The sequence below is a fragment of the Tepidimonas sp. genome, assembly GCF_046292505.1.
Lineage (GTDB): Bacteria > Pseudomonadota > Gammaproteobacteria > Burkholderiales > Burkholderiaceae_C > Tepidimonas.
Genome location: NZ_JBKBQX010000001.1, coordinates 295856 through 314598, shown reverse-complemented (window position 1 = coordinate 314598; position 18743 = coordinate 295856). Strand labels below are relative to the sequence as shown.

16 protein-coding genes are annotated in these 18743 nt (G+C 67.5%); 4 read left to right on the top strand and 12 right to left on the bottom strand.

What is annotated here, in order from left to right; genetic code table 11:
- Positions 1–40: 40 nt before the first annotated feature.
- From ACK4TH_RS01375 to ACK4TH_RS01340, 8 genes are all read right to left on the bottom strand, one after another.
- Complete coding sequence (locus ACK4TH_RS01375) at positions 41–1519, bottom strand: NAD-dependent succinate-semialdehyde dehydrogenase (protein ID WP_409621574.1); 1479 nt, start codon at positions 1517–1519, stop codon at positions 41–43.
- Between the two features lie 139 nt (positions 1520–1658).
- A complete protein-coding gene (speB, locus tag ACK4TH_RS01370) occupies positions 1659–2603 on the bottom strand; it encodes an agmatinase (protein WP_409621571.1) in 945 nt (314 codons plus the stop codon).
- 19 nt (positions 2604–2622) lie between these two features.
- A complete protein-coding gene (locus ACK4TH_RS01365; RefSeq protein WP_409621568.1) occupies positions 2623–3444 on the bottom strand; it encodes an ABC transporter permease in 822 nt (273 codons plus the stop codon).
- A 14-nt stretch (positions 3445–3458) separates the two neighbouring features.
- On the bottom strand, positions 3459–4709 hold the full coding sequence (locus ACK4TH_RS01360; RefSeq protein WP_409621663.1) for an ABC transporter permease: 1251 nt from the start codon (positions 4707–4709) through the stop codon (positions 3459–3461).
- Positions 4706–5737, bottom strand: coding sequence for an ABC transporter substrate-binding protein (locus ACK4TH_RS01355; RefSeq protein ID WP_409621565.1), 1032 nt, complete (start codon positions 5735–5737; stop codon positions 4706–4708). Before ACK4TH_RS01355 ends, ACK4TH_RS01360 begins: the two co-directional genes overlap by 4 nt.
- 36 nt (positions 5738–5773) lie before the next feature.
- A complete protein-coding gene (locus tag ACK4TH_RS01350; RefSeq protein WP_409621562.1) occupies positions 5774–6859 on the bottom strand; it encodes an ABC transporter ATP-binding protein in 1086 nt (361 codons plus the stop codon).
- Between the two features lie 222 nt (positions 6860–7081).
- Positions 7082–8290 carry a CaiB/BaiF CoA transferase family protein gene (locus ACK4TH_RS01345; protein ID WP_409621559.1) on the bottom strand — a complete coding sequence of 403 codons (1209 nt, stop codon included), beginning with the start codon at positions 8288–8290 and terminating at the stop codon, positions 7082–7084.
- Between the two features lie 6 nt (positions 8291–8296).
- The gene (locus tag ACK4TH_RS01340; RefSeq protein ID WP_409621556.1) at positions 8297–9481 is read right to left on the bottom strand and encodes an acyl-CoA dehydrogenase; all 1185 of its coding nucleotides are present in this window, start codon (positions 9479–9481) and stop codon (positions 8297–8299) included.
- 165 nt (positions 9482–9646) lie between these two features.
- Here ACK4TH_RS01340 and ACK4TH_RS01335 point away from each other — a divergent pair, with 165 nt between their 5' ends.
- The 3 genes from ACK4TH_RS01335 to ACK4TH_RS01325 all read left to right on the top strand — a co-directional run bounded on the left by ACK4TH_RS01335 (position 9647) and on the right by ACK4TH_RS01325 (position 11177).
- Positions 9647–10561 (top strand): LysR substrate-binding domain-containing protein, encoded by a 915-nt coding sequence (locus tag ACK4TH_RS01335; protein ID WP_409621553.1) that lies wholly within the window; start codon positions 9647–9649, stop codon positions 10559–10561.
- Positions 10562–10674: 113 nt separating this feature from the next.
- Complete coding sequence (locus ACK4TH_RS01330; RefSeq protein WP_409621550.1) at positions 10675–10917, top strand: type II toxin-antitoxin system Phd/YefM family antitoxin; 243 nt, start codon at positions 10675–10677, stop codon at positions 10915–10917.
- Positions 10914–11177 (top strand): Txe/YoeB family addiction module toxin, encoded by a 264-nt coding sequence (locus ACK4TH_RS01325; protein ID WP_409621547.1) that lies wholly within the window; start codon positions 10914–10916, stop codon positions 11175–11177. The genes ACK4TH_RS01330 and ACK4TH_RS01325 overlap by 4 nt, the downstream gene beginning before the upstream one ends.
- 20 nt (positions 11178–11197) lie before the next feature.
- Here the strand turns inward: ACK4TH_RS01325 and gabT are convergent, their stop codons facing one another.
- On the bottom strand, positions 11198–12508 hold the full coding sequence (gene gabT / locus ACK4TH_RS01320; protein ID WP_409621544.1) for a 4-aminobutyrate--2-oxoglutarate transaminase: 1311 nt from the start codon (positions 12506–12508) through the stop codon (positions 11198–11200).
- A 148-nt stretch (positions 12509–12656) separates the two neighbouring features.
- On the opposite strand from gabT, the gene ACK4TH_RS01315 reads away from it, so the two are divergent.
- Entirely contained in the window at positions 12657–14060 is a 1404-nt protein-coding gene (locus ACK4TH_RS01315) for a PLP-dependent aminotransferase family protein (RefSeq protein WP_409621541.1), read from the top strand.
- 16 nt (positions 14061–14076) lie between these two features.
- Here the strand turns inward: ACK4TH_RS01315 and ACK4TH_RS01310 are convergent, their stop codons facing one another.
- The 3 genes from ACK4TH_RS01310 to dnaK form a co-directional block, all read right to left on the bottom strand.
- On the bottom strand, positions 14077–15441 hold the full coding sequence (locus tag ACK4TH_RS01310) for an MBL fold metallo-hydrolase (protein WP_409621538.1): 1365 nt from the start codon (positions 15439–15441) through the stop codon (positions 14077–14079).
- A 113-nt stretch (positions 15442–15554) separates the two neighbouring features.
- Positions 15555–16685 (bottom strand): molecular chaperone DnaJ, encoded by a 1131-nt coding sequence (gene dnaJ, locus ACK4TH_RS01305; RefSeq protein ID WP_409621536.1) that lies wholly within the window; start codon positions 16683–16685, stop codon positions 15555–15557.
- Positions 16686–16770: 85 nt separating this feature from the next.
- The gene (dnaK, locus tag ACK4TH_RS01300) at positions 16771–18714 is read right to left on the bottom strand and encodes a molecular chaperone DnaK (protein WP_409621532.1); all 1944 of its coding nucleotides are present in this window, start codon (positions 18712–18714) and stop codon (positions 16771–16773) included.
- Between the last annotated feature and the right edge of the window lie 29 nt (positions 18715–18743).

Genomic DNA, 18743 nt, shown 5'->3' with positions numbered 1-18743 from the left:
GCGTCGCCAGTGTACGGCCACCCCCGGCCGCTCGGTCACGTCACTTCAGCACGTCGCCGATGCAGACGTACTTCAGCTCCACGTACTCGTCCATGCCGTGGTGCGAGCCCTCGCGGCCCAGGCCGGACTGCTTGACGCCGCCGAACGGCACGTGCTCCGTGGCCAGGATGCCGACGTTGATGCCAACCATGCCGTACTCCAACGCCTCGGCGACGCGGAAGATGCGACCCACGTCGCGGCTGTAGAAGTAGCTGGCCAGCCCGTACTCGGTCGCGTTGGCGGCGTCGATGGCCTCCTGCTCGGTGCGGAACTTGAACACCGGCGCGAACGGCCCGAAGGTTTCTTCCTTCGCGCACAGCATGTCGGGGCGGGCGTCGGCGATCACGGTGGGTTCGTAAAACAGCCCACCGAGGCGCCGGCCGCCGGTCAGCACGCGGCCACCTTTGGCGATGGCGTCTTCGACGTGGCGTTGCACCTTTTGGACCGCGGCCTCCTCGATGAGCGGGCCTTGGTTGACCCCGTCCTCGAAGCCGTTGCCGACCTTGGCCGTGGCCACCTTGGCCGCAAACTTTTGCACGAAGGCCTCGTACACACCTTCCTGCACATAGATGCGGTTGGAGCAGACGCAGGTCTGGCCGGCGTTGCGGTACTTGCTGGCAAACGCCCCTTCGACCGCGCTATCGATGTCGGCATCGTCGAAGACGATGAACGGCGCATTGCCGCCCAGCTCCAGCGACAGCTTCTTGACCGTGGGGGCGCACTGCGCCATCAGGATGCGGCCGACCTCGGTGGAGCCGGTGAAGCTCAGGTGCCGCACCACGTCGCTCGCGCACAGCACCTTGCCGATTTCCACGCTGCCCGGCCCGTCGCTGGTCAGCACGTTGAGCACCCCGGCCGGGATGCCGGCGCGGATGGCCAGTTCGGCCGCGGCCAGCGCGGTCAGCGGCGTCAGCTCCGCCGGTTTGATGACGACCGGGCAGCCGGCGGCCAGTGCGGGCGCTACCTTGCGGGTGATCATCGCCAGCGGGAAGTTCCACGGCGTGATTGCCGCGCACACGCCGATCGGCTGGCGCAGCACCAGCAGGCGGCGGTTGTTGTCGAACTGGGGCAGGGTCTCGCCGTTGACGCGCTTGGCCTCCTCGGCAAACCATTCGACGAAGCTGGCGCCGTAGGCGACCTCGCCCTTGGCCTCGGGCAGGGGCTTGCCCTGCTCGGCGGTCATCAGGCGGCCCAGGTCGTCCTGGTTGGCCATGAGCAGGTCGTACCACTTGCGCAGGATGTTGGCGCGCTCCTTGGCCGTTTTGTTGCGCCACGCCGGCCAGGCGGCGTTGGCGGCGGCGATGGCCGCTTCGGCGTCGGCGGGGCCCAGCTTGGCCACGTCGGCCAGCTTTTGCCCTGTGGCGGGGTCATGCACGTCGAATCGCTCGGCGCCCGACACCCACTGTCCGTCGATCAGAGCGTCGGTCTTGAGCAGCGTCGGGTCCTTGAGCTGGGCCAGCGGGGAGGCCTTCATGTCCATCGTCGTCTCCGTCACGTCCAAAAGATGGCGACACTGTAGCGCGAAGGCGCCGGTGCGACCGGTACAGCGGGTGACAGCCGCCGCGGCGCTGTGCGGGCCGCGCGGCCGATACAGCCCGGGGCATATCGGGCCGCCCCGATCAGCGATAGGCCACGCCGGGCAGCACGCACAGCATCTCGTACAGCAGGTTGGCCCCCAGCAAGGCGGTGTTGCCGCTGGGATCGTAGGGCGGCGACACTTCGACCAGATCACAGCCCACCAGATTGAGCCCGCGGCAGCCGCGCACGATCTCCAGCGCCTGCGGCACGCTCAGGCCCCCGACTTCCGGCGTGCCGGTGCCGCCGGCATAGGCCGGGTCGATGCCGTCGATGTCGAAGCTCAGGTATGTGGGGGTGTCCGGCCCGATGGCGGCCCGCACCTCGGCCATCAGCGGCGCCAGCGAGCGCCACCAGACCTCGTGCGCGGGCACGATGTGGAAGCCCTGCGCCCGCGGCCAGTCGAAGTCGTCCGCCGCGTAGCCCGTGCCGCGCAGGCCGATCTGCCACACCTTGTCCCCTTGCAGCAGGCCGTCCTCCACCGCGCGGCGAAAGGGGGTGCCGTGCGCCAGGGGTTCGCCGAACATGTGCTCGTTGACGTCGGCGTGCGCATCCACATGGATGAGGGCCACCGGCCCGTGGCGCGCGGCCACCGCCCGCAGGATGGGCAGCACGATGGTGTGGTCGCCGCCCAGCGTCAGCGGGATGCAGCCCGCATCGACGATCGGGCGGTAGTGCTGCTCGATGATCTGGACCGATTTGGGCAGGTGGAAGGTGTTGATCGGCACGTCGCCCAGGTCGGCGACCTGCAGCGTGTCGAACGGCGCCGCGCCCGTGGCCATGTTGTACGGGCGCAGCAGGCACGATTCGGCCCGGATTTGGCGTGGGCCGAAGCGGGCGCCCGGCCGGTGGCTGGTGCCGATGTCCAGCGGCACGCCGATGAAGGCGGCGTCCAGCCCGTCGGGCGAGGTCGCGGCGGGCAGCCGCATCATGGTTGCCGGGCCGCCAAAGCGCGGCATCGCATTGCCGCCGAGAGGTTGGTGGGGCATGGTCGATGGGGGGATGGGGTCAGCGCCGGCGGCCGCGCAGCCACTCCAGCGTCAGCATCAGGGCGGTGGTGAACAGCGTCAGCAGCGTCGCTACCGCGGCGATGGTGGGCGAGATGTTCTCCCGAATGCCCGTGAACATCTGCCGCGGCAGAGTGACTTGATCAGGTCCGGCCAAAAACAGGGTCACGACGACCTCGTCGAACGAGGTGGCAAAGGCAAACAGGGCGCCGGAGATCACGCCCGGCGCGATGACGGGGAGGGTGACGCGGCGGAAGGTCTCCAGCGGCCCTGCGCCAAGGCTCAGGCTCGCGCGCACCAGATTGGTGTTGAAGTTTTGCAGCGTGGCCAGCACGGTGGTGACGACGAAGGGTGCGCCCAACGCGGCATGCACCAGGATCAGTCCCAGGTACGAGTCGTTGAGCCCCAGCCGCGCGAAGTACAGGTAGGTGCCGACCCCCACGACGACGATGGGCACCACCATGGGCGCGACCACGATGCTGTTGATCAACTCCTTGCCGGGAAAGCGCGTGCGGGCCAGGCCCATGGCGGCCAGCGTGCCCAGGACGGTGGCGATCACCGTGGCGGCCGGCGCGACGATGAAGCTGTTGCGCGCGGCGCGGATCCACTCGGGCGCATGCCACATCTCGCGGTACCAGCGCAGCGACCAGTTTTCGATCGGGTAGGCCAGGAAGGTGCTGTCGCTGAACGACAGCGGTACGATGGCCGCGATCGGCAGGATCAGGAAGGCGAGCACCGCCAGTGCCGCCAGGCGCAGCATCCACCAGCCCAGGTGGTCGAACCAGCGGTAGTGTGAAGGCAGGTCGGGCAGCCAACGTCGCATCGTCGGATTCCCCTTCAACCCAGGCTAAGTCCGCCGCGCGAGACGCGCCGGTAGAACACGAACAGCACCAGTGTGGCCGACAACAGCACGGCCCCTAGGGCGCAGGCCATGCCCCAGTTGACCTCGACGTTGGTGTACTGGGCGATGTAGTAGCTGAGCATCTGGTCGCTGGCGCCGCCCAGCAGCGCCGGCGTGACGTAGTAGCCGATGGAGGTGATGAACACCAGCAGGCTGCCCGCGGCGATGCCCGGATAGGTCTGCGGCAGCACCACGCGCACGAAGGCCGCCAGCGGATGGCTGCCCAGCGAGACGGCGGCGCGCAGGTAATTGGGCGGCACGGTTTTCATCACGCTGTACAGCGGCAGAATCATGAATGGCAGCAAGATGTGCACCATGGCGATGATGACGCCGGTGCGGTTGAACAGCAGCGGCAGCGGCCCGTTGGTCAGCCCAATGGTCTGCAGCCAGTGGTTGATGAGGCCGTTGTTCTGCAGCAGCACGATCCAGGCCGCGATGCGCACCAGAACCGACGTCCAAAACGGCAGCAGCACCAGGATCAGCAGCAAATTGGCGCGCCGCTCGGGCAGGGTGCTGAGCCAGTAGGCCAGCGGGTAGGCCATCAGCAGCGCGACCAGCGTCACGACGGCGCTGATCTCGAAGGTGCGCCACAGAATCTGCGAGAACACCGCTTCGTCGGCGGGGATGCGTTCGATGGCCCCGTCCACGGATCGGCGCAGGTCCACCGACGCCAGCAGGTAGTCCGGCGTCCAGCGCTGCGTGTTCTTGGCGATGGCTTGCCAGTACGGCAGTTCCTCCCAGCGGGCGTCCAGCTCCAACAGGGCTTGGCGGGCCTGATCGGCGTCGCCAGGTGGCGCCGTCCAATCGCGCACGGCGCGGTACGTGCCCATGATCAGCGAGCGAGCGCCGGGCGCCTCGCTGTTGAGGCGGCGGGCCAAGGCGCCGGCCCGCGCGGTTTCGGTGATGGCGCCCAGGTCGGCGGCAATGGCCGCGTAGGCGGCCGCGGGCGGCGCGGTGTTGCCGTCCCAGTCGGCCAGCGCCCGCGCGGTGGCCGGCAGGGCGTCGGCGACCTCCGGGTTTTCCACCGCGCGCACCAGCAGGCTGCCCAGCGGCACCAGGAAGAACACCAGCAGGAACAGCAACAGCGGAGCGGTCAGCGCCGCCGCGCGCCACTGCTGCCGGCGCTGGGCGCGGCGCAATTGCCGCGCCAAGTCGGCGCCGCCCGGGATCGCCACCGCCGCCGTCATTGCGCCGCCCACGCCGCGAAGCGCTTCTCCAGAGCCTCGCCCTGGTCGGCCCAGAAGCGGATGTCAAAGCGCAGCGCATCCTTGCCGTTGGCCGGCGAGGTGGGCAGTTGCTCCAGCACCTTGGCGTCCAGTCGCGCCAGCGCCTTGTTGTTGGTGGGGCCGTAGGAGATCAGCTTGGCGTACTCGGCCTGGGCTTCAGGTGTGCTCGCAGCGGCGATGAAGCGGTGCGCCAGGTCGCGGTTGGGCGAGCCCTTGGGGATGACCCAGTAGTCCAGATCGTAGATGCCGCCGCTCCAGCTGATCTTGAGGTTGCGGCCCTCGCGCTGGGCGGCGTCGATGCGGCCGTTGTAGGCGGTGGACATGATCACGTCGCCCGCGACCAGGAACTGCGGCGGCTGCGCGCCCGCTTCCCACCACTGGATGTGGGGCTTGAGTTCGGTCAGTTTGCGAAATGCCCGATCCGCGCCTTCCTTCGTGGCCAGCACTTTGTACACGTCGGCCGGTTTGACGCCATCGGCCATCAGCGCGAACTCCAGGTTGTAGCGTGCGCCCTTGCGCATGGCGCGCTTACCCGGGAATTTCTGCACATTCCAGAAATCAGCCCAGCTCGTTGGCGGCGTCTTCAGGCGGTCGCCGTCGTAGGCCAGCACCGTGGACCAGATGAAGATGCCCACGCCGCACTCGTGCACCGCGGCGGGCTGAAAGTCGGCCTTGTTGCCGATCTTGCCCCAGTCCAGGCGTTCGAACAGGCCTTCGTCACAGCCGCGGTTGACGTCGGGGCTTTCGACCTCGACCACGTCCCAGGTGACCTTCTTGGCTTCGACCATGGCCTTGATGCGGGCCTGTTCGCCGTTGTACTCCACACCGGTGATGCGCACGTTGTGGGTCTTCTCGAACGGCTCGAAGTAGGCCTTCTTCTGGGCCGCGCCGTTGGCGCCGCCGAAGTTGACCACGGTAAGAGATTGCTGCGCATGGGCGGCGGTGCCGCACAGGGCGGCGATCGCAAGGAGCGTGGCGGTGAGACGCATGGTCAGGGTTCTCCTGTGGGTGGGGGGAAAGGGGGGTCAGCGGTAACAGCGCAAATGGGCCGCCGGCAGATGCAGCCTCAGTGTGTCGCCGGGGGCATGCGGCCGCTGCGACAGCGGGCGCTTGGCCGTCACCTCCGCGCCGCCGGGGCGCCGGCAGCGCAGCCGCAGGTGATCGCCGAAGTAGATGACATCGTCCAGCACGGCGTCGATCACGTTGCCATCGGGGTGGGGGCTGTCGTGTTCCAGCACCTCGATGCGTTCGGGCCGTACGCAGCATTGCACGGCGTCGCCGGTGGCCGCACCGTTGACGTTGAGCCCGCGCAGCCGGGTCCCGTCGGGCAGCGCCACGATGGCGTCCGTGCCCGCGGTCTCGACCACGCGGCCCTCCAGCGCCGTGTTGTCCCCGACGAAGGAGGCGACGAAGCGGTTGACCGGCGTTTCGTACAGGCGGTCGACGCGGTCGATCTGCTGGATCACGCCCTCGTTGAACACGGCCACGCGGTCCGACATGGTCAGCGCCTCGGACTGGTCGTGCGTGACGTAGACGAAGGTGATGCCCAGTTGCCGGTGCAGCGCCTTCAGCTCGATTTGCATGTGCTCGCGCAACTGCTTGTCCAGGGCGCCCAGCGGCTCGTCCATCAGCACGAGCTGGGGGTCGAACACCAGCGCCCGGGCCAGGGCCACGCGCTGCTGCTGCCCGCCGGACAGTTGCGCCGGGTAACGGTCCGCCATGCGCCCCATCTGCACCATGTCCAGCGCGCGCTTGACCTTGGCTTCGCGCTCTGCACGCGGCATACGGCGCACGGTCAGCGGATAGGCGATGTTGTCCGCCACCGTCATGTGGGGAAAGAGCGCATAGTTTTGGAACACCATCCCGAAGTGCCGCTTGTGTGGCGGGGTGTGGGTGATGTCCCGCCCGCGCAGCTGGATTTCACCCGCCGTGGGGGTTTCGAAGCCGGCCAGCATCATCAGCGTGGTGGTCTTGCCCGAGCCGGACGGCCCCAGCAGCGAGAGGAACTCCCCCGCTTCGATGTCGAGATGCAGGTCGCGCACCACCAGGTGCTCGCCGTCATAGGTCTTCTGGACGCCGGAGAAGGTGACCAGGCGGGCTTTTGTCGTCATGCGTCGTTGTCAAGTACCACTGACGCAAATCTACCGGGCAATGGACCCCGTCGCCGATACAGTTGGGGCCGGTCATCGGCCCGGGTGTGCTGCCGCCACCTCCGCTACAGGGAAACCCCTATGGTGTGTCGAGGATGGTTGTGGCAACGTCGTGCTGGCAGATGGTGCATGCCAGCCATGACTATGTCCCCATGGGGGGCACCGTCTGCCGGTATGACGCGCTCAGCGCCCGCTGGAGCCGTCGGCCCATGCCGCCCGGTCCGCGTTCAGCACCGGGGGCGGGCGCTGCGCCGTGGGCCGCTGGCCGTCGAAGAGCACCGGGTGTGCCACCATCGGCGGGCGCCCCGGTGCGGCCGGCAGCACCATGCCGCGCGCCTGTACATGGGGGTGGGCCATCACCTGTCCAATGTCGTGAATCGGCGCGCAGGGCACGCCAGCGGTATCCAGTTGTCGCACCCATTCGGCCGTGTCGCGCGTGCGGGTCCACTCGGCGATCTGCGGCACCAGGATGCCGCGGTGCTCCACCCGCGCCGGGTTGGTGGCAAAACGCGCATCGCGGGCCACCTCGGGATGGCCGGCCACCTCGCAAAAGCGCTGAAACTGCCCGTCATTGCCCACCGCCAGCACCAAGTGCCCGTCGCGGGTGGGGAACGCCTGATAGGGGACGATGTTGGGGTGCGCATTGCCCATGCGTCGCGGCGTTCGCTGTCCGATGAGCTGGTTGCTGGCCTGATTGGCCAGCATGGCCACCTGCACATCGAACAGCGACGCATCCAGCACCCGTCCGCGGCCGGTGCGTTGGCGCTCGTGCAGTGCGGCCAGGATGGCGGTGGCCGCGTACACGCCGGTCATCAGGTCGGTCACGGCCACGCCCACCTTCTGCGGCTCGCCATCGGGATCGCCGGTGATGCTCATCAACCCGCCCTCGGCCTGGATGGCAAAGTCGTAGCCGGCCTTGTGCGCCAGCGGGCCATTTTGGCCGTAACCGGTGATGGAGCAGTAGATCAGACGCGGGTTGATGGCCTGCAGGTTGCGCGCATCCAGCCCGTACTTGGCCAGTTGGCCGACCTTGTAGTTTTCGATCAGCACATCGGCGTCGCGTGCCAGCTCGCGCACCTGCTGGATACCCTCGGGGCTGGCGATGTCGATCGCCACCGAGCGCTTGCCCCGGTTGGCGCAGACGAAGTAGGCGGCCACCCGTTCGTCCCCCCGGGTCGGGTCGGGCTGCCACCAGGGCGGACCCCAGGCACGCGTGTCGTCGCCGCTGCCCGGGCGCTCCACTTTGATCACGTCGGCCCCGTAGTCGGCCAGGATTTGGCTGGCCCACGGGCCGGCCAGGACGCGCGACAGGTCCAACACCCGCACACCCGCCAGCGGGCGGGGAACATCGGCACGGGCGCCCGGGGCGCCCGAAGTGGCATTCGGCACCATGGCGCGTCAGGCCGAGAAGGCCGCAATGCCCGTGATCGCGCGGCCCAGGATCAGCGCGTGGATGTCGTGCGTGCCCTCGTAGGTGTTGACCACCTCCAGGTTCACCAGGTGGCGGGCCACGCCGTATTCGTCGCTGATGCCGTTGCCGCCCATCATGTCGCGGGCCATGCGGGCAATGTCCAGCGCCTTGCCGCAGCTGTTGCGTTTGAGGATGGAGGTGATCTCCACCGCGGCCTTGCCCTCGTCCTTCAGCCGCCCCAGGCGCAGGCAGCCTTGCAGGCCCAGGCTGATTTCGGTCAGCATGTCGGCCAGCTTTTTCTGGATGAGCTGGTTGGCGGCCAGCGGGCGGCCGAACTGCTGGCGGTCCAGCACATACTGGCGGGCGCGGAAGTAGCAGTCCTCCGCCGCGCCGAGCGCCCCCCACGCGATGCCGTAGCGTGCGCTGTTCAGGCAGGTGAAGGGTCCTTTGAGGCCGCGGATTTCGGGGAAGGCGTTTTCTTCGGGGCAGAACACCTCGTCCATCACGATTTCGCCGGTGATGGACGCCCGCAGGCCCACCTTGCCGTGCACGGCGGGGGCGCTCAGGCCCTTCCAACCCTTTTCCAGAATGAAGCCGCGAATCTGCCCCTCATCGTCCTTGGCCCAGACGACGAACACGTCGGCGATGGGGGAGTTGGTGATCCACATCTTGGCGCCGCTCAGGCTGTAGCCGCCCGGCACCTTCTTGGCCCGGGTGATCATGCTCCCCGGGTCGGAGCCGTGGTTGGGCTCCGTCAGGCCAAAGCAGCCCACCCATTCGCCCGTGGCCAGCTTGGGCAGGTATTTCTGCTTCTGCGCCTCGGTGCCGAATTCGTAGATCGGCACCATCACCAGCGAGCTTTGCACGCTCATCATGCTGCGGTAGCCGCTGTCCACGCGCTCCACCTCGCGCGCCACCAGGCCATAGCACACGTAGTTCAGGCCCGCGCCGCCGTACTGCTCGGGGATGGTGGGGCCCAGCAGGCCGAGTTCACCCATCTCGTTGAAGATGGCGCGGTCGGTCTTTTCGTGGCGGAAGGCCTCTTGCACCCGGGGCAGCAGGCGCTCCTGGCAGTAGGCGTGGGCCGCATCGCGCACCTGGCGCTCTTCGTCGGTGAGCTGGTCATCCAGCAGAAAGGGGTCGGACCAGGAAAAGCGGGCGAGGGAAGCCATGGGGATGTCTCACATCTGGAGGGGTTGTCAACGTGCGCATCCTAAAGCGGCGAATTGGGCTTGGCAAACGAAAAATTTTCGGTCAGATATGATCGAATCGAATAAAAGCGGTGCAGGCCTGCTGGGGCGGGACTGCGTAGCCGCACGACAAACCGAGGCATGACCATGAGGCGCAAGCTTCCCTCCATCCAAGCCTTGAACTGCTTCGAGGCGGCGGCCCGCCACCAGAGCTTCACCCGTGCCGCGCAAGAGCTGAACCTGACGCAGGGCGCCGTCTCGCGCCAGGTTGCGGCGCTGGAGGCGTTTTTGGGCGTGCCGCTGTTCAAGCGCACCCAACACGGCATGGCGCTCACCCCCGCCGGGGCCGACTACGCCCGCCAAGTCCGCCAGCGGCTCGATGCCCTGGAGCGCGATGCGGTGGACCTGATGGGCCGCGGCGGCCAAGGGGACAGCCTGACGCTGGCCACCGTGCCCACCTTTGCCACCCGTTGGCTCATTCCCCGTCTGCCCCGGCTGGCCGCACAACACCCCGACTTGCTGGTGCATCTGGAAACCCGCACCCGCCCCTTCCTGTTCACCGACACCGGCATCGACGCTGCCCTGTGGGCCGGCACGCCACAGCAACTGCAGCAATGGGCTGGCACCCAGGCCACCCACTTGATGGACGAAGACGTGCTGCCCGTGTGCAGCCCGCGCCTGCTGCCGCAAGGCCAACCCGTCGAGCCGGCCGCGCTGGCCGAATGGCCGCTGTTGCAACAGTCCACGCGGCCCGAGGCTTGGCGCCAGTGGTTCGACGCCCAAGGCGTGGACGCCCCCCGCGCCATGGCCGGCCCCAGGTATGAGTTGTTTTCTATGCAGGCCGCCGCCGCCATGGCCGGCCTGGGCGTGGCGCTCATGCCCACCCTGCTGGTGCAGGACGAACTGGCCAGCGGCGCATTGGTGGTGGCCTGCCCGCGGCCCTTGAAAGCCCAGCGGGCTTACTACCTGGTGCAGCCCCAGGTGGCCGAGCGGCCGGCGCTGGCGGTGTTCAGGGAGTGGGTGTTGCAGCAGTGCCAGACCGCGCCGGGTGTTGCTGTGTAGTCAAGTTTGAAAAATCAAATGCCATGCCCGTGGTGCTGGGACGGGTCAGCCCCCGCGGTGCATTGACTTTTCGTACCAAAAATCGTACGCTTTCGTGCCAGGAGCCCCTACCGATGCAAATCCTCTCTGCCAGCGACGCACGATCCAAACTCTATCGCTTGATGGACCAGGCGGCCGAGTCGCACCAGCCCATCACCATCACCGGCAAGCGGCACGATGCGGTGTTGGTGTCTGCGGAAGACTGGCAGGCGATTCAGGAAACGCTGTACCTGCTGTCCGTGCCCGGTATGCGCGAGTCCATCAAAGAAGGCATGGTCGAACCCGTGGAGAACTGCGCCCAGGAGCTTGACTGGTGACGTGGGTGGTGGTTTTTGCCAAGCATGCGCAAAAAGATGCCCTCAAACTGGCCGCTGCAGGCTTGAAACCGAAGGCCCAGGAGTTGCTGGCGGTGCTCCGGGCCAATCCGTTCCAGAACCCGCCGCCCTACGAGAAGCTGGTGGGTGACTTGGCCGGCACTTACTCCAGGCGCATCAACATCCAACACCGTTTGGTCTATCAGGTGTTGACCGACGAGCACACCGTGAAGGTGTTGCGCATGTGGTCACATTACGAGTGACCACATGCCGGCCCGACCTGTCACCCCTTTGCCGTCTTCAGCGCCTCACCCATGATGGCCAGGCCCTCGTCCAGCAGGGCGTCGCTGGCGGTCAGGGGCACCAGGATGCGGATGACGTTGGCATACACGCCGCACGACAGCAGCACCAGCCCGCGCTTGAGCGCTTCGGCGCACATGCGTTTGGTCAGTTCGGCCGCGGGTTTGCTGTGGTCGCCGCCGTCGAACAGTTCGATGGCCACCATGGCGCCCAGGCCGCGCACGTCTTGAATCTCCGCGTGCTGCTGCGCCAGCGCGCGCAGTCCGGCTTTCAGGCGTTCGCCCACGGCGCGGGAGCGCTCCAGCAGCCGCTCTTCCTCGAACACGTCCAGCACGGCCAGCGCGGCGGCGCAAGCCAGCGGGTTGCCGGCGTAGGTGCCGCCCAGGCCGCCGGGCAGGGGTTTGTCCATGATCTCGGCCTTGCCGATGACGGCCGACAGCGGGAAGCCCCCCGCCATGCTCTTGGCCATGGTGATGAGGTCGGGGGCCACGCCCCACTGTTCGCAGGCCAGCCAGGTGCCGGTGCGGCCGGCGCCGGTTTGCACCTCGTCGGCAATCAGCACGATGCCGTGCTGGTCGCACAGCGTGCGCAGGGCCTGGGCGAATTCGGGCGGGGCCACGTAGAAGCCGCCTTCGCCTTGCACCGGCTCCAGGATGATGGCGGCCACGCGCTGCGGCTCCACGTCGTATTTGAAGATGTGCTCCACCGAGCGCAGGGCGTCGGCCACGCTGATGCCGTGCAGCGGGTTGGGGTATTCGGCGTGGTAGATCTCGGCCGGGAAGGGCCCAAAGCCCGCTTTGTACGGGGCCACCTTGCCGGTCAGCGCCATGCCCAGCAGGGTGCGGCCGTGGAAGCCGCCGCCGAAGGCGATTACCGCTTGCCGCTGGGTGGCTGCGCGCGCGATTTTGATGGCGTTTTCCACCGCCTCGGCCCCGGTGGACAGGAAGAAGGCTTTCTTGGGGAAGTTGCCTGGGGCCTTGGCGATGAGGCGCTCGGCCAGTTCGACATAGGGTTCGTAGGCCAGCACCTGGAAGCAGGTGTGGTGCACCTTGTCGAGCTGGGCTTTGACCGCCTCGACGATCTTGGGGTGGCGGTGGCCGGTGTTGAGCACGGCGATGCCGCCGGCAAAGTCGATGTAGCGGCGGCCCTCGACGTCCCAGATCTCGGCGCCTTCGGCATGGTCGGCGAAGACCTCGTAGGTCTGGCCCAGGCCGGCAGGCAGGGCGGCGCGGCGGCGGGCCATCAGGGCGGCGTTGGTCTGGGCGGCGGATTGCAGTTGGGGGTCGCTGTGCATGGAGGTCTCCGATCGGGGGACGGCGGCGCGGGGGACGGCCGCCACGATGGGCTGCACTGTATCGGCCCACCGGCCCGATAACATATACAGAGGCGTCTTTTGTGCCGATGCACTGTATTGCCCCGACGCCCAATACAGATTGGATCCGATGTTCACCCTGGACCCCCAACACCCCACGCCCCTGGTGCTGCAGATCGTCGATGGTTTTCGTGAGCTGATCCGCGCCGGCGTGCTGCGTCCCGGGGCCAAGGCGCCATCGATCCGGCAGTTTGCGCATGCGCACGGCGTGAGCGTGTACACCGTGGTCGATGCCTACGACCGGCTGGTGGCGCTGGGGTATTTCGTCTCGCGGCCGCACTCGGGTTTTTTCGTGCGCAGCCGCGAGAGTCATGCCGAGGCGGCGGCCGGCCCCGGGCCCCAGTACCACTTCGACTCGATGTGGTATTTGCGGCGGGTGTTCGAGAACCGCAACCTGCGCCTGAAACCCGGCTGTGGCTGGCTCCCCAACGACTGGCTGTTTGGCGACGGACTCAAGCGCAGCCTGCGTGCGCTGGCGGGTGATTCGGTGGATTTGGGCGGATATGGCGAACCCAAGGGCTTTACCCCGCTGCGGCAATTGGTGCGCGACCTGCTGGCCGAGCAGGAAATCGTGCTGACCAGCGACCAGGTGCTGTTGACCCACGGCTCCAGCCAGGCGATGGATCTGGTGGCGCGGCGCTTGGTACAGCCGGGCGATGCCGTGTTGGTGGACGAGCCCGGCTACCCAAACCTGCTGTTCTCGCTGCGCTTTCTCGGCGCGCGGCTGATCGGCGTGCCCCGCACCCCGCAGGGCTGGGACCTGGCCGCGCTGGAAGCGCGCATTCTGGAGCACCGGCCCAAGGTCTTTTTCACCCAGCCGCGGCTGCAAAGCCCCACCGGTTCCGTGGCGCATCTGTCCCATTTGCACCGGGTGGTGCAGCTCGCCGAACGCCACCAACTGCGCGTCGTGGAAAACGACATCTACGCCGATCTGGATCCGGAGCCGCGCCCGTCGCTCGCCAGTCTGGACCAGTTGCAGCGCGTGGTGCACATTGGCAGTTTTTCCAAAACGATCTCGCCCAACCTGCGCGTTGGCTACGTCGCTGCGCACCCCGATGTGCTGGAGGACTTGGCGCAGCTCAAGATGATCTCGGGGTTGACGTCATCCGAGTTTTCGGAGCGCCTGGCCTACGGGGCGTTGATCGACGGCCGCTGGCGCAAGCACCTGCGCGTGCTGCGCCAGCGTCTGGCCGATGCACATCAGCGCACCGCCGAGCGGCTCGAGCGCAAGGGCTTCGGGCTGTTTGCGCAGCCTGCGGCGGGCATGTTCCTGTGGGCGCGGCACCCCGCGATCGACAACGCCTCGACGCTGGCCTACCAGGCGGCGGAGCAGGACATTCTGCTTGGGCCAGGCCACTTGTTTGGACTGGATCTGTCACCCAGCCCGTGGCTGCGCTTTAATGTCGCCTTCTGCGAAGACGAGGCGCTATGGCGTTTTTTGTCCGAGGCCACGGGCGGGGCGGGCGGGCGGTGACCGCTCTGTAGAGCGCTCACACCGCCCAAGTGGAGCCGTGCTCGGGCACGAGCGCCGAGCGGTGCAGCTCCCGTTCGATGCGGCTGCGCAGAGCGTCGGCCGCATCTGCCTCGCCGTGGGTGACGAAGACGCGGCGGGGCTCGCCCGGGATGGCGCGCAGCCAGGCCATCAGCCCGTCGGCGTCGGCATGGGCCGACGCGGTTTGCAGAAGCGCCACTTCGGCCTGCACGGCCCAGTCCTGGCCGTGGATGCGGACCGTCGGGGCGCCGCGCTGCAGCGCATCGCCCCGGGTACCGGGCGCCTGGTACCCGGTGAGGATGACCATGTGCCGGTGGTCCCCCAGGTAGAGCTTGAGGTGGTGCAGCACCCGACCGCCCGTGGCCATGCCGCTGCCGGCGAGGATCACCTTGGGGCCGTGGTGGCGCGCGATGGCCTTGGATTCGTCCGGCGTGCGCGCCGCCTGCACCCCGTGGGTCATGTGGTGCACCTGGGCTGCGCTGAGGCGGTGCTCCCCCGGATGGTCAGCGAGCAGCGCCGTCGCCTGCATGGCCATCGGGCTGTCCAGATAGACTGGCAGCGTCCTTGGCAGCCGCTGCTGGCGCTTGAGCTGGTCGATCGCATGCATCACCGCCTGCGCCCGCCCCACCGCGAAGACCGGAATCACGGCGGTGCCGCCGCGTGCGGCGACGCGAGCCAGCAGCGGCGCCAGTTCGTCGATCAGGTTGCCCGCTGGGTGAAGGCGGTTGCCGTAGGTGGATTCGACCACCACCACGTCAGCCCCCGGCGGGGGATCGGGCGGGAACATCAGCGTGTCGTCCACGCGGCCCAGATCGCCCGAGAACAGCAGGCGCCGCCCGCCGACCGTGATCAGCACCGACGCGGCCCCCAGAATGTGCCCTGCGCCAAAGAACTGCACCCGCCAGCCAGGGATCGGCTCGAACGGCTGGTACAGCGGCTGCGCGCGCAGATGGCGCAGCGCGCGCATCGCATCGTCCACCGTGTACAGTGGCAATGCGGGCGAATGGCGGGAGAAGCCGTGCCGGTTGGCAAAGGCGGCGTCCTCCTCCTGCAAGTGGGCGCTGTCGGGCAGCAGAATCTCACACAGATCGCGCGTGCCGGCGGTGCACCAGATCTTGCCGTGGAACCCTTCGCGCACCAGCAGCGGCAGGTGGCCGCTGTGGTCGATGTGGGCGTGGGTCAGCACCACGGCGCGGATCTGCCCCGGCACGATGGGCAGCGGGTTGCGGTTGCGCAGCCGCAGCGCCTTGTAGCCCTGGAACAGGCCGCAATCCACCAGCAGCGCGTCGCCGTTGTGCTGCACCAGATACTTGGAGCCGGTGACGGTGCCCGCGCCACCGAGGAATTGAATGCGCACGTCCATGCGCGCATCGTACCGGACGGCGTGCGGGCCGGGGTGGTTGCCTGTTCAACGGTCCCGGGGGCGACGCAGGCCGCGCAGGGCGGAGGCGGCCTGGGCGCGGGCCGCCCGTCCGGTCACGAGAAAAAATCCCGCGCCTTCTCGAACCAGCCCTTTTCGTTGGGGCTGTGTTTGTTGCCGTTCTTTTTGAGCGATTCGTCCAGTTCGCGCAGCAGCCGGCGCTGGTGTTCGGTCAGCTTGACCGGGGTTTCCACCGCGATATGCGCGTACAAATCCCCGGGGTAGCTGGAGCGCACGCCCTTGATGCCGCGGCCGCGCAGCCGGAACGTCTTGCCGTGTTGCGTACCTTCGGGGATGTCGATCGTCGCCTTGCCGTCCAGGGTCGGCACGTCCACCTCGCCGCCGAGCGCCGCGGTGGTGATGCTGATGGGCACCTGGACATGCAGGTCGTCGCCGTCGCGCTCGAACAGGTCGTGCTTGCGAATGCGGATCTCGATGTAGAGGTCACCCGGCGGGCCGCCGTTGCGCCCGGGCTCGCCGTTGCCGCTGGAGCGGATGCGCATGCCGTCGTCGATGCCGGCCGGGATCTTGATCTCCAGGGTCTTGTGGCGCTTGATCTTGCCTTCGCCGCGGCAGGTGGGGCAGGGCTCGGGGATGATCTTGCCGCTGCCATGGCAGTGCGGGCACGTCTGCTGCACGCTGAAAAAGCCTTGGCGCATCTGCACCACGCCATTGCCGTGGCAGATCGGGCAGGTCTTGGCGCTGGTGCCGGGTTTGGCGCCCGTGCCGTGGCAGGTGTCGCAGTCTTCCCAGCTCGGGATGCGGATTTGCGCATCCTTGCCGCGGGCGGCTTCTTCCAGCGTGATTTCCATGGCGTACGACAGGTCGTTGCCACGGTATACCTGCCGGCCGCGCCCGCCGCGCGGGGCGCCGAAGATGTCACCGAAGATGTCGCCGAACGCCTCGGAGAAGCCCGCAAAGCCGTCCCCGCCCGCACCACCGGCCCGCATGTTGGGGTCCACCCCGGCGTGCCCGTACTGGTCGTACGCGGCGCGCTTTTGGGGGTCGGAGAGCATCTCGTAGGCTTCCTTGACCTCCTTGAACTTCTCCTCCGCCGCTTTGGCCGAATCGCCCTGGTTGCGGTCAGGGTGGTACTTCATGGCCAGCTTGCGGTACGCCTTTTTGATGTCGTCATCGCTGGCGTTGCGGGCCACGCCCAGGATTTCGTAATAGTCACGTTTGGCCATGTCGATCCACGGATGTCATGAGCACGAAAGCCGCGCCGGGAGGAGGCCCGTGCGCGGCGTGGGGTCGTCCAAGCAGCGACGGCGATCAGTCGCGCTTGACCTCCTTGACCTCGGCGTCGACGATGTCGTCCGCGCCGCCCTTGGCACCGCTGCCGCCCGCGCTGCCGGCGCCGCCCGCCTGCGCGTCGGCCGTGGCCTGGGCCGCCTGCATGTCGGCGTACATCTTCTCGCCCAGCTTCTGGCTGGCGCTCATCAGGGCCTCGGTCTTGGCCTCGATGGCGGCCTTGTCATCGCCCTTGACGGCGTCTTCGACCTCTTTGATCGCGGCCTCGATGCGGTCGCGCTCGCCGGCGTCGAGCTTGTCACCGTAGTCCTTCAGGCTCTTGCGCACCGAGCTGACCAGCGCGTCGGCCTGGTTGCGGGCCTGCACCAGCTCGACCTTCTTCTTGTCCTCGGCGGCGTTGAGCTCGGCGTCCTTCACCATGCGCTCGATTTCGTCCTCCGTCAGACCCGAATTGGCCTTGATGGTGATCTTGTTTTCCTTGCCGGTGCCCTTGTCGCGCGCCGACACGTGCAGGATGCCGTTGGCGTCGATGTCGAAGGTCACCTCGATCTGCGGGATGCCGCGCGGCGCCGGCGGAATGCCCTCCAGGTTGAACTCGCCCAGCAGCTTGTTGCCCGCGGCCATCTCGCGCTCGCCCTGGTAGACCTTGATGGTCACCGCCGGCTGGTTGTCCTCGGCGGTGGAGAACACCTGGCTGAACTTGGTCGGAATCGTGGTGTTCTTCTTGATCATCTTGGTCATGACGCCGCCCATCGTCTCGATACCGAGCGACAGCGGGGTCACGTCCAGCAGCAGCACGTCCTTGCGCTCGCCCGACAGCACCGAGCCCTGGATGGCCGCACCGACCGCCACCGCCTCGTCGGGGTTGACGTCCTTGCGCGGCTCCTTGCCGAAGAACTCCTTGACCTTCTCCTGCACCTTGGGCATGCGCGTCATGCCGCCGACCAGGATCACGTCATCGATGTCGCTGACCTTGACGCCGGCGTCCTTGATCGCCACGCGGCAGGGCTCGATGGTGCGCTCGATCAGCTCTTCCACCAGGCTTTCCAGCTTGGCGCGCGTGAGCTTGATGTTCAGGTGCTTCGGCCCAGTGGCGTCCGCCGTGATGTAGGGCAGATTGATGTCGGTCTGCGAGCTGTTGGACAGCTCGATCTTGGCTTTTTCGGCGGCTTCCTTCAGGCGCTGCAGGGCCAGCACGTCCTTGGTCAGGTCGACGCCCTGTTCCTTCTTGAACTCGGTGATGATGTAGTCGATGATGCGCTGGTCGAAGTCCTCGCCACCCAGGAAGGTGTCGCCATTGGTGGACAGCACTTCGAACTGCTTTTCGCCATCGACGTCGGCGATCTCGATGATCGAGATGTCGAACGTGCCACCGCCCAGGTCATAGACGGCGATCTTGCGGTCACCCTTGCCAGCCTTGTCCAGGCCGAAAGCCAGCGCCGCGGCGGTCGGCTCGTTGATGATGCGCTTGACCTCCAGCCCGGCGATGCGGCCGGCGTCCTTGGTCGCTTGGCGCTGCGCATCGTTGAAGTAAGCCGGCACGGTGATGACGGCCTCGGTCACCGGCTCGCCCAGGTAGTCCTCGGCGGTCTTTTTCATTTTGCGCAGCACCTCGGCGCTGACCTGCGGCGGGGCGAGCTTCTGGCCGCGCACCTCCACCCAGGCGTCGCCGTTGTCGGCCTTGACGATGGAGTAGGGCATCAGGTCGATGTCTTTTTGGACTTCCTTCTCCTCGAACTTGCGGCCGATCAGGCGCTTGACGGCGAACAGTGTGTTCTTCGGGTTGGTGACGGCCTGGCGCTTGGCCGGCGCGCCGACGAGGATTTCGCCATCCTCCATGTACGCGACGATGGAGGGCGTGGTGCGCGCGCCTTCGGAGTTTTCGATGACTTTGGGGACGCCGCCTTCCATGATGGCCACGCACGAGTTGGTGGTGCCCAGGTCGATGCCGATGATCTTGCCCATGTGCTGCTCCTGATCGGTTCTGAATCGAG